This is a genomic window from Flavobacterium sp. LC2016-23 (assembly GCF_009674775.1).
Lineage (GTDB): Bacteria > Bacteroidota > Bacteroidia > Flavobacteriales > Flavobacteriaceae > Flavobacterium.
Genome location: NZ_WKKE01000100.1, coordinates 1 through 317, shown reverse-complemented (window position 1 = coordinate 317; position 317 = coordinate 1). Strand labels below are relative to the sequence as shown.

The window sequence follows — 317 nt, the reverse complement described above, 5'->3', positions numbered from 1 at the left end:
GTTATTGTTCCACCACAATTATCAGTTGCCACGGGAGCCTGATTTTGGGCAGTGGCCAATCCGGCGGTATCGCTGCACTGAAGTGTTACGTTTAGTGCATTAGCCGAAGTAGTCCAGGTTGGCGCGGTGGTATCTTCAATGGTAATTACCTGTGTGAAAGTTGTTGACGTATTCAAACAAATATCTTTGGCAATCCAGGTATTGGTATAGGTTCCGGAATTGTTGCAGGAACCGGCAGTAAAAGAGCCGGTGGTTTTGGTATAAGTTATTGTTCCACCACAATTATCAGTAGCTACGGGAGCCTGATTTTGGGCAGT

At 46.1% G+C, this 317-nt stretch carries 1 pseudogene; it reads right to left on the bottom strand.

Annotation, left to right across the window (positions count from 1 at the left end):
- Window positions 1–317, bottom strand: a pseudogene (locus GJU43_RS23010) (hypothetical protein); the annotation flags it as partial.